General features: G+C 58.7%; 11 protein-coding genes. All 11 read right to left on the reverse strand.

Annotated elements, in window-relative coordinates; translation table 11 throughout:
- Nucleotides 1-188: 188 nt before the first annotated feature.
- A complete protein-coding gene (locus ACYCAX_RS09850; RefSeq protein ID WP_460247883.1) occupies nt 189-2798 on the reverse strand; it encodes a T6SS phospholipase effector Tle1-like catalytic domain-containing protein in 2610 nt (869 codons plus the stop codon).
- A complete protein-coding gene (locus ACYCAX_RS09855; protein ID WP_460247884.1) occupies nt 2783-3322 on the reverse strand; it encodes a DUF3304 domain-containing protein in 540 nt (179 codons plus the stop codon). Before ACYCAX_RS09855 ends, ACYCAX_RS09850 begins: the two co-directional genes overlap by 16 nt.
- Nucleotides 3307-3846, reverse strand: a complete 540-nt coding sequence (locus tag ACYCAX_RS09860; RefSeq protein ID WP_460247885.1) for a DUF3304 domain-containing protein — start codon at nt 3844-3846, stop codon at nt 3307-3309. The genes ACYCAX_RS09855 and ACYCAX_RS09860 overlap by 16 nt, the downstream gene beginning before the upstream one ends.
- Nucleotides 3831-4370, reverse strand: a complete 540-nt coding sequence (locus tag ACYCAX_RS09865; protein WP_460247886.1) for a DUF3304 domain-containing protein — start codon at nt 4368-4370, stop codon at nt 3831-3833. Before ACYCAX_RS09865 ends, ACYCAX_RS09860 begins: the two co-directional genes overlap by 16 nt.
- Nucleotides 4355-4894, reverse strand: coding sequence for a DUF3304 domain-containing protein (locus ACYCAX_RS09870; protein WP_460247887.1), 540 nt, complete (start codon nt 4892-4894; stop codon nt 4355-4357). The genes ACYCAX_RS09865 and ACYCAX_RS09870 overlap by 16 nt, the downstream gene beginning before the upstream one ends.
- Nucleotides 4879-5418, reverse strand: a complete 540-nt coding sequence (locus tag ACYCAX_RS09875; protein WP_460247888.1) for a DUF3304 domain-containing protein — start codon at nt 5416-5418, stop codon at nt 4879-4881. Before ACYCAX_RS09875 ends, ACYCAX_RS09870 begins: the two co-directional genes overlap by 16 nt.
- On the reverse strand, nt 5403-5942 hold the full coding sequence (locus tag ACYCAX_RS09880) for a DUF3304 domain-containing protein (protein ID WP_460247889.1): 540 nt from the start codon (nt 5940-5942) through the stop codon (nt 5403-5405). The genes ACYCAX_RS09875 and ACYCAX_RS09880 overlap by 16 nt, the downstream gene beginning before the upstream one ends.
- Nucleotides 5927-6466 carry a DUF3304 domain-containing protein gene (locus ACYCAX_RS09885; RefSeq protein ID WP_460247890.1) on the reverse strand — a complete coding sequence of 180 codons (540 nt, stop codon included), beginning with the start codon at nt 6464-6466 and terminating at the stop codon, nt 5927-5929. Before ACYCAX_RS09885 ends, ACYCAX_RS09880 begins: the two co-directional genes overlap by 16 nt.
- Entirely contained in the window at nt 6451-7014 is a 564-nt protein-coding gene (locus tag ACYCAX_RS09890) for a DUF3304 domain-containing protein (RefSeq protein ID WP_460247891.1), read from the reverse strand. The genes ACYCAX_RS09885 and ACYCAX_RS09890 overlap by 16 nt, the downstream gene beginning before the upstream one ends.
- A complete protein-coding gene (locus tag ACYCAX_RS09895) occupies nt 7011-7790 on the reverse strand; it encodes a DUF4123 domain-containing protein (RefSeq protein WP_460247892.1) in 780 nt (259 codons plus the stop codon). Before ACYCAX_RS09895 ends, ACYCAX_RS09890 begins: the two co-directional genes overlap by 4 nt.
- 22 nt (nt 7791-7812) lie before the next feature.
- A partial coding sequence (locus tag ACYCAX_RS09900) for a type VI secretion system Vgr family protein (protein WP_460247893.1) occupies nt 7813-9890 on the reverse strand: 2078 nt, incomplete at its 5' end.

Consider the following 9890-nt stretch of genomic DNA (forward strand, 5'->3'; position numbering starts at 1 on the left):
AATTTGCCCTATCGAATCTGTGGATGGCCCGCCGGCATCTGCTAACCAGTACAGGAGAAGTGCACCTGTAGGGCGCCTCCAGGAAACGGCCCCTTACTGTAAAGTCGCCGCGCCCCCGGTCCTCCGGAGTCTCGCCCATGCCCAGTCTGTTTGTGCTCGTCACTGCCTGGCCAGGATGCACTCCGGCATCAAGCGTCAATGCCGAGCCCTTTGTGGATCGCCTTTTCGAGAATGGAAGGCTGAAGCGAGGGCAAAGAATTATCAGTCGATCCCGCTACCTCGCCGAGCAATGCTCCGGCTTGATCGAGCCAGCCAGATTCTTTCGGTTCCTGGGCATCCGCAGTGGTGTTCCGAGCGTCGTCGGCTTGTTGGTGAGCCTTGAGAATTTCCTGCAAGGCCGGCGTAACGGCGGTCGCAGCCGTGAGAGCGACGGGGGCAGGCAGCGCAGCGGCCATCTGCTGTGCAGTTGAAGTGTCTTTGCTGAATGCCCGCAGTTCGCTGGCGACCTCCACCATCGGCAGCGCAAGGCCGGTAAGCGGATCGAAGGCGCTGATCTCCGGGAAGCCGACTTTTCCACGCATCACCGGAATCCCCAGGGAAGGCAGGAAGAGCCCCACCAGGTACTTCGGATTACGGCGTTTGACGCTCAAGCCAATACTGGCGAGAGCGATCCCCACCCCGACAACCTGCATTCCCCTAGCCAGCAGGGAAAGGTTCCGGTTGGACTCCTGATCGAAGAAGATGCAGCGATAGCGGAAGTAGTCGCTCCAGAATTCGCGCTCGTTCATCTGGGCATTCATGAACCAGGCCCGCGAGTCGTGCACCTGATCATCGAACAATGCGATGAGCTGAGCAGCCGTCTCGTTGACCGGGAAGCCAGCCGGGGTGAAGAGCTTCTTGTAGGCTTTCTCTCCACCTTCACGCAGCGTGGCGTATTCCTCGGCCTCGTCCACATCGTTGGTCATGTAGATCAAACCACCCAACAGCACGTTCATTGCCGTGCCGGTACTCCAGCCACCGTCACCACCGAATGACCACTCCGGGATATAGTCGCGGCGAAACTCCTTGGCGGCATTCGCCAGTTGGCGCTGTTCGAGGGGCGGATCGAAGGTCTTGTTGGTGTTCAACGGAGCATTTGCATCACCGCCGACATCCGCTTCATACCGAGCCCGGATGGCCTGTGCATCGTCTCGCTTCTTCTGGTCAGCAGGGCTGAGTACAGGCAAATCCTTACCGGCACGGGCAGCGGCATCTTCGGCCAGTTGATACTTGTGCAGTGTTTCGAAGGCCTCGACTTCCGCTGGGGTCATATCGCGTTGTTTACCGCGCGGCTGGGCATATGCCTGGCGCACCTGGCCGCCGTAGGCAAATCGATCGATACGCCAGCCGGTGATCAGGCACAGTTCGTTGAACATGACGCGTTCGAGCGGGCCGCTGCTCAGTTGGTCGACCCAGGTGTTGAAGCGAGTTACGAGCCCATCGGCGATTTCAAATTCCTTACTTGTACTCAAACTCATTGCGAGCCAAGACCATTTGTCGTGCTGCTCTGGATTAAGGGCAAGCTGAGGGACCTGCAATGGTGCTCCAGCTTGGTAGGCGGCGTTGTACATGTGGTGCAGTGCCACCTGAGACAAGACGAATTTTCCACCGGCGACGGCCTTCCCCTGATCACCTGGGGGATAGCCCCCACCGACATCGGAATGCATGCCGGGATAGATGAACTCCTGGGTACCTGCGCGGTAGGTCGAAGGGCAGGCAGAGTCGTCGGGGCGCGCCTTTCTACGGATCGAGTCGAGTGGGAAGCAGGCCCGTTGCTCGTGGGCGGCGACCAGGTGTACGCAGCGCTTCAGGAAATTTTCGTCGTCAGGCAGTCGCTGCGAGTCATTGGCCCAGCCCATGTGCCCATCAGCGAACGGAGCCAGATCAGCGATACCTACCGAGGCGACGGTATCGAAGATGCCCAGGAACTCCACACTCAGATCGATGCCGGCAAAGCGGTAGCTGCCATCGGCCTGCTGGGTCAGTTCGGCCAGCCAGTTGACGAAGGTACGGGCTTCAGCGGCTCCACGCGAGAAACCGTAAACATACAACTGAATACCCAGTAACTCTGGTTTCGGGCGTGCCGCAATGGCCTGCTCTAACTCCAGCATTTTCGGCTGCATGGCGGCGGCTCGGTTGCCTTTGCCATCATTGGCTTGACCCAGGCTCACCCATTCCAAGATTGGGCTGGCGGCCATCTGCTCGACCAGGTCCCACGCATCGCTCTGCTCAAGAAAGTCAACGGACAATTCAAGGGAGAAAACATCCAGAAGACGTGTCAGCCCCCAGTTGATCCGGTTCTCCCCGCCAGTGGCATACATCAGCCCGCCGTCGGATGGCTCAAATTCTTTGATTTCAGGAAACACGGTACCGACACCGGCCATGTAGTAGCGGTAAAACCCGTTCTCGCTGGCGACTTTGCCCTCCATACCATTGCCGGCGCCAAGGGTTGCGTGATAAAGCCGGGCAACGTTCGTGGTTGTTCTCGGGTTGGCTGTACTGTCCGAGGGCTCATGGTTGTTGGTGCCATCAAAAAACAGGCTGACATGCAACACCTTCGCGCAAGGGGGCATTGGCGGAGAATCCCCGGCCTTCTGCGCAGCTTCTTTGTCCCGCACGATAGCCTGCGTATAGAGTCGATCAAGCATTCTGCGGTTGGCGGCTACTTCTTTTGGTGTACGCGGTAGCAGCCCTCCTTCGACCATGTGTGGTGGTTTGCTGATGGCTTGTGCGGAAGTATTTTTCAGCGGGCTGGGCATGTCGTGGGCTCCTCCATATTGAGAGGTTCTTTTATGGCGTACTGCGGATGCCCGTATGCGTGGAGCGTCGCAATAACTTTCACCTGATCACAGGGGAAGAAGTGCACGACAACAGCACCGACTCTGTCGTAGGGAGGGAGCTCCACCACTGCGCGATGATGGGTGTAGTGCGTCTCGTGCTCTGCTGCGCGCTTGCTCCAAGCATCGCTATATAGGCGTTCAGGCCACTTGGCGTAAGCATAGGGATCAGGGTCTTTTTCCCATTCAATGACTACCTTCAGACCGGGACGCCATTTCGTCGGTAGAGAAACGCAGCAGGTCTGACTCCCGCCACCTAGATGCGGGCCGAAGTTGGAGCCGCCAGCTCCGTTGACGGTGAATCTGTTGATCGCCGCCGAGGTGTGGTTGTAGCCCTCGATAGGGGTAGGCAGGTTTTCAGGCGGGGCTGCCGAGCAGCCGCTGATCCAGACCGCTATTGCGATCAGCAGTGCGTGTTGTGCGAGAGAACTCAACCGTTTTGACATGTCTTGGGCTCTTCCATGTTGAGCGGTTCGTTATGGGGGTAGTCAGGCTGGCCATAGATGGTATTGCTGGTGGCGACCTTCACCACGTCGCAGGGGAAGAAGTGGACATCGAGTGAGCCGAATTCGCCGTACGGCTCCAACTCCACCACGGCACGATGATGGGTGTAGTGACTTTCGTGCTCTGCCATGCGCTTGCGCCATGCATCTGAAAACAATGGTTCCGGCCAATTGCGTGAAGCACCGGCATTAGGGTCCTTCTCCCACTCAATCACTACCTTCAGGCCGGGACGCCATTTCGTTGGCAGAGAAACGCAGCAGTTTTGCTTTCCCCCTCCCTGATGTGGACCAATGTTGGGACCACCGCCGCCGTTAACGGTGAATCGGTTGATCGCCGCCGAGGTGTGGTTGTAGCCCTCGATGGGCGTCGGCAGGCTTTCGGGTGGAGCTGCCGAGCAGCCACTGATCCAGACCGCTATTGTGATCAGCAGCGCGTGTTGTGCGAGAGAACTCAACCGTGTTGGCATGTCTTGGGCTCTTCCATATTGAGCGGTTCGTTATGGGGGTAGCCAGGCTGGCCATAGATGGTATTGCTGGTGGCGACCTTCACCACGTCGCAGGGGAAGAAGTGCACATCCAGCGAGCCAAACTCACCAAAAGGCTCCAGCTCCACCACCGCACGATGACGGGTGTACTCCGCCTTGGAGGCTTCCATCCTCCGATTCCATGCATCGCTAAAAGGGCGCTCAGGCCATTTCGCATAGGCATAGGGATCAGGGTCTTTCTCCCACTCAATCACTACCTTCAGGCCGGGACGCCATTTCGTCGGTAAAGAAACGCAGCAGTTTTGCTTCCCCCCCCCTTGATGGGGACCAATGTTGGGACCACCGCCGCCGTTAACGGTGAATCGGTTGATCGCCGCTGAGGTGTGGTTGTAGCCCTCGATAGGGGTAGGCAGGTTTTCGGGCGGGGCTGCCGAGCAGCCGCTGATCCAGAACGCTATTGCGATCAGCAGCGCGTGTTGTGCGAGAGAACTCAGCTGTTTTGACATGTCTTGGGCTCTTCCATGTTGAGCGGTTCTTTTATGGCGTACTGCGGATGCCCGTATGCGTGGAGCGTCGCAATAACTTTCACCTGATCACAGGGGAAGAAGTGCACGACAACAGCACCGACTCTGTCGTAGGGAGGGAGCTCCACCACCGCGCGATGATGGGTGTAGTGTGTCTCGTGCTCCGCCGCAGCTTTACTCCAAGCATCCGAATACCTTGGCTGTGGCCAGTATTGGCTCGCATAGGGATCAGGGTCCTTTTCCCATTCAATGACTACCTTCAGGTCGGGACGCCATTTCGTTGGCAGAGAAACGCAGCAGTTCTGCTTGCCTCCACCTTGGTGAGGGCCAATGTTGGGACCACCGCCGCCGTTTACGGTGAATCGGTTGATCGCCGCTGAGGTGTGGTTGTAGCCCTCGATAGGGGTAGGCAGATTTTCTGGCGGGGCTGCCGAGCAGCCACTGATCCAGACCACTATTGCGATCAGCAGCGCGTGTCGTACGCGGGAACTCAACCATTTTGGCATGTCTTGGGCTCTTCCATTTTGAGCGGTTCGTTATGGGGGTAGCCAGGCTGGCCATAGATGGTATTGCTGGTGGCGACCTTCACCACGTCGCAGGGGAAGAAGTGCACATCCAGCGAGCCAAACTCACCAAAAGGTTCCAACTCCACCACTGCGCGATGATGGGTGTAGTGCGTCTCGTGCTCTGCTGCGCGCTTGCTCCAAGCATCGCTATATAGGCGTTCAGGCCACTTGGCGTAAGCATAGGGATCAGGGTCTTTTTCCCATTCAATGACTACCTTCAGACCGGGACGCCATTTCGTCGGTAGAGAAACGCAGCAGGTCTGACTCCCGCCACCTAGATGCGGGCCGAAGTTGGAGCCGCCAGCTCCGTTGACGGTGAATCTGTTGATCGCCGCCGAGGTGTGGTTGTAGCCCTCGATGGGCGTCGGCAGGCTTTCGGGTGGGGCTGCCGAGCAGCCGCTGATCCAGAACGCTATTACGATCAGCAGCGCGTGTTGTGCGAGAGAACTCAGCTGTTTTGACATGTCTTGGGCTCTTCCATGTTGAGCGGTTCTTTTATGGCGTACTGCGGATGCCCGTATGCGTGGAGCGTCGCAATAACTTTCACCTGATCGCAGGGCAGGAAGTGCACGACGACGGCACCAACCTTGTCGTAGGGGGGGAGCTCTACAACTGCTCGATGTCGGGTGTAATGCGACCGATGCTCTTCCATTCGTTGGTTCCAAGCGTCGCTGAATGGAGGCTCTTTCCAGAACCGAGAAGCCCCAACATTGGGGTCCTTCTCCCATTCGATGACTACCTTCAGGCCGGGACGCCATTTCGTCGGTAGAGAAACGCAGCAGTTTTGCTTTCCACCCCCTTGATGGGGACCAATGTTGGGACCACCGCCGCCGTTAACGGTGAATCGGTTGATCGCCGCTGAGGTGTGGTTGTAGCCCTCGATAGGGGTAGGCAGGTTTTCGGGCGGGGCTGCCGAGCAGCCGCTGATCCAGACCGCTATTGCGATCAGCAGTGCGTGTTGTGCGAGAGGACTCAACCGTTTTGACATGTCTTGGGCTCTTCCATTTTGAGCGGTTCGTTATGGGGGTAGCCAGGCTGGCCATAGATGGTATTGCTGGTGGCTACCTTCACCACGTCGCAGGGGAAGAAGTGCACATCCAGCGAGCCAAACTCACCAAAAGGTTCCAGCTCCACCACAGCCCGATGATGGGTGTAATGCGAGCGGTGCTCTTCCATTCGTTGGTTCCAAGCGTCGCTGAATGGAGGCTCTTTCCAGAACCGAGAAGCCCCAACATTGGGGTCCTTCTCCCATTCGATGACTACCTTCAGGCCGGGACGCCATTTCGTCGGCAGAGAAACGCAGCAGGTCTGACTCCCACCCCCCAGGTGCGGGCCAAAGTTGGAGCCCCCAGCCCCGTTGACCTTGAACCAATTGATCGCCGCCGAGGTGTGGTTGTAGCCCTCGATGGGCGTCGGCAGGTTTTCGGGTGGGGCTGCCGAGCAGCCGCTGATCCAGACCGCTATTGCGATCAGCAGCGTGTGTTGTGCGAGAGGACTCAACCGTTTTGACATGTCTTGGGCTCTTCCATGTTGAGCGGTTCTTTTATGGCGTACTGCGGATGCCCGTATGCGTGGAGCGTCGCAATAACTTTCACCTGATCACAGGGGAAGAAGTGCACGACAACAGCGCCGACTCTGTCGTAGGGAGGGAGCTCCACCACTGCACGATGACGGGTGTACTCCGCCTTGGAGGCTTCCATCCTCCGATTCCATGCATCGCTAAAAGGGCGCTCAGGCCATTTCGCATAGGCATAGGGGGCTGGGTCTTTCTCCCACTCAATCACTACCTTCAGGCCGGGACGCCATTTCGTCGGCAGAGAAACGCAGCAGGTCTGACTCCCTCCCCCCAGGTGCGGGCCAAAGTTGGAGCCCCCAGCCCCGTTGACCTTGAACCAATTGATCGCCGCCGAGGTGTGGTTGTAGCCCTCGATGGGCGTCGGCAGGCTTTCTGGCAGAGCAGCAGTACAGCCGGCAAGCCAGATACCGGTGATAACGGCCAGAGCAGCCTTGCGGATACGCATCACGCACATGCGAGGGCTGCCACCGAAATGACGAGTCATGTCAGGGGCCTTTGTTGTTGCTGTCCAATCCAGCCGAGCAGGAAATCATCCCGGTCCGAGTCCAAGACCTGCTCCCGTTGTGCGGCCCGGATTCCGCTCGTGACATGACGATGCAGCGCATCCTGGCTTGGCAACCCCGCATCCCGGTGAGTCAGTGCGTGGGTGTCGCAAAAGCGGACGGCTTCGCTCCAGGCCACCAGCTCGAACAACTGCGAATCGCTCAGGTGAAGTGCTGGCAAAGGTGAAGGGGTATCTTCCGGGCGCTGCGGCTGTCCGGCCCACTGCTGAGGCTGTCCGGCGCTATCACGCCAGTACCAGGCGATTGCAGGGGAGTGGAACCAGGCTGACTGGTTCGGCAGCAGGGCCTCGCAACAGGTGCGGAACAGCCTCGGATCGTAGAACCGCAACAGCCCGCTATGCTGCTCCTTGCCCCAATGGGCTTGGGTGCAGTGCCGCAGATGTGCCACGAGAGGTTCAAATGGCCATTTGCTGAACAGGGCGAGTACTCGACCTGCACCCAGGGCGTCGCTGAGAGCGTGCGCTGCGGTTCGCTGCACGGGGTCATCCAGACTGATCCGCCGCAAATGTGCTCCTTGCTGAGATAGGGCGTGCTCCGGCGTGTTATCGAATAGCCGTGCGTTCAACTGATGAGCTGGAGTCACCGGAAGCGGTGAGGCCAGGCCCGTAGCGTCGAGCAACAGGTCAATATGACTGAGTCTGTTCACTTGAGCTTCTTCGATCAAATGATCGAACCAGGCCGAGTTTCTGGGTTGCATAGCAGAGTGCTCCTGCCTGAACTTATCGAGGTACCAAGGCTTGCTGCTTGGCGCGTGCCTGCTTCAAGCATTCTTCACAGACCGCAGGCTGCCCGAGCTTTTCCTCGCAGTTGTTCACCAGGGCCAGCAACGGTGGTGCCCCGGGCTTGTCGCTGTCCGCGGCGTTGGGAAGGATGGGTGGTTTGATGGCGATGCCAGACCCGCTACCAGGCGATCCACCGCTGTTGATCCTGGCCGTCGCGCCACTGATGGTAACGCCGCCAGGATCGAGCTTGATGAAGCTGCCTCCGGCCTTGATGGTCAGATCCATTCCCGCTTCGACGACCACTTTGTCACCGGCCTTGATGTGGATTTCGTTGCCGGTTTCGACGAACTGGGCGGTGCCGATCCTGATGTGCTGGTTGTTGCCGACAGTGAGGTGGTCGTCGCTGCGCAGTTCCACCTTGCGGTCACCGTGGGTGGTGCGGTGTTCCTCGGCCTTGAACTCGCTGTAGCTGTTGGCTTCCACAGTGTCGTGGCGTTCGTGGCCGATACGGATACGCTGGTCGTGCTCGATGTTCTCGTCCCAGTCGCGCTGGGCATGGACGAATATCTGCTCCTGGCCTTTCTTGTCCTCGATACGTAGCTCATTGAAGCCGCCACCACCGGGGTAGCTGTTGGTCTTGAACAGGCTGCGCGTCTTGTTCTCCGGCAATGCATAGGGCACCCGGTTTTCGGCGTGGTACAGGCAACCGGAAACCAGCGGCTGGTCGGGATCGCCTTCCAGGAAGCTCACCAACACTTCCATGCCGACGCGGGGAATGGCAATACCACCGTAGCCTTTGCTTGCCCAGGAAGACGCCACGCGCAGCCAGCAGCTGGTTTTGTCATCGGCCTGGCCTTGGCGATCCCAGAAGAACTGCACCTTCACCCGCCCGTATGGGTCGCAGTGGATTTCTTCCCCTTCCGGACCGGTCACCACGGCAGTCTGGCTGCCCAATACGCGAGGCTTTGGATGCCTTAATGCAGGGCGGAAGTGGACGTTCCAGGGAATCGCGACAAAGTGGTTGCGATAGCCTTGCTGGAAATCGCCAGGATGAGCGCGCTGGTCTCTGGTAACGGACTCTTCCAGCACCTGTGGCTGGCGACCTTCATGGTGGATTTCGGTGAGCAGCCAGAGGTCGTTCCATTCCTGCCTGGGATGATCGGACAGCGGAAGGAAATGGCCTGTCACCAGCATGGGTTGGTCGCTATTGCCTTCGGCTTGCAGGTAATCGCTGCGATGGCGTTCCAGTGCGCGTTGGCTGAGGTGCTTGCCTCGCTCGCGGTCAACGAAGCGGCCAGGGTAGTCGTAGTCCTCCAGGTCAGGCTGCGGTGACTCCAGGGATGGGCGGTATGCCGCTTCCATTTGCACGGTGGGCTTTTCGAAGTCGTAATCACGCCGGGTGACACGGCTGGTTCGGGTATTGAGCTGCACCCCGAAGCGCTTGACGACCGGCTCGTCGGCAACCATTCCGGTGTCCTGCACGTAAGCAGTCGGGCGGCTCAGTTTCGGGAAGGAGGTCTGGTCGTCACCGAAGACCAATAGGTGCTGATCGGGCGAAAAGACGTGGTGAAAATGGATACCCTCTTCCTCGCACAGCCTGTTGACGAACGCCAGATCGGTTTCGTCGTACTGCGTGCAGTAGTCGCGGGCGGGGTACACCGTAGGACCAAGCTGGAAGCGATAGGTATTGGCCAGGATGCCGTGCCCCTCCAGTACCTGAGCAATGATTTCCGGAACCGTAAGATGCTGGAATATGCGTTGATTAACGTTGAAGGCCAGGTACGCCAGTCGGGGAACGATGGTCACCTGATAGCGGGTCAGGCGCTTGCCGGAATCGCCTTGGGCCGCACGGAAAATCTGCCCGTGAATGCCCTGGCCTGACTGAGCGAATGCCAGGTACGCGGGCTTGTGCAGCAACGCTTCCAAGTCCAGATCAGACCGTTCGCTCACCAATTCAAGGTCGAAGCAATACGGCTGATTGAGGGCTTCATGCCCTGAAAAGCTGAGCACCTGAAGGTCATGCTGGACGCCTTCGATGCTCAGGCTGAAATGAGTCTGGTTGGCCGGGGCGAACA

Source organism: Pseudomonas sp. MT3 (genome assembly GCF_054720805.1).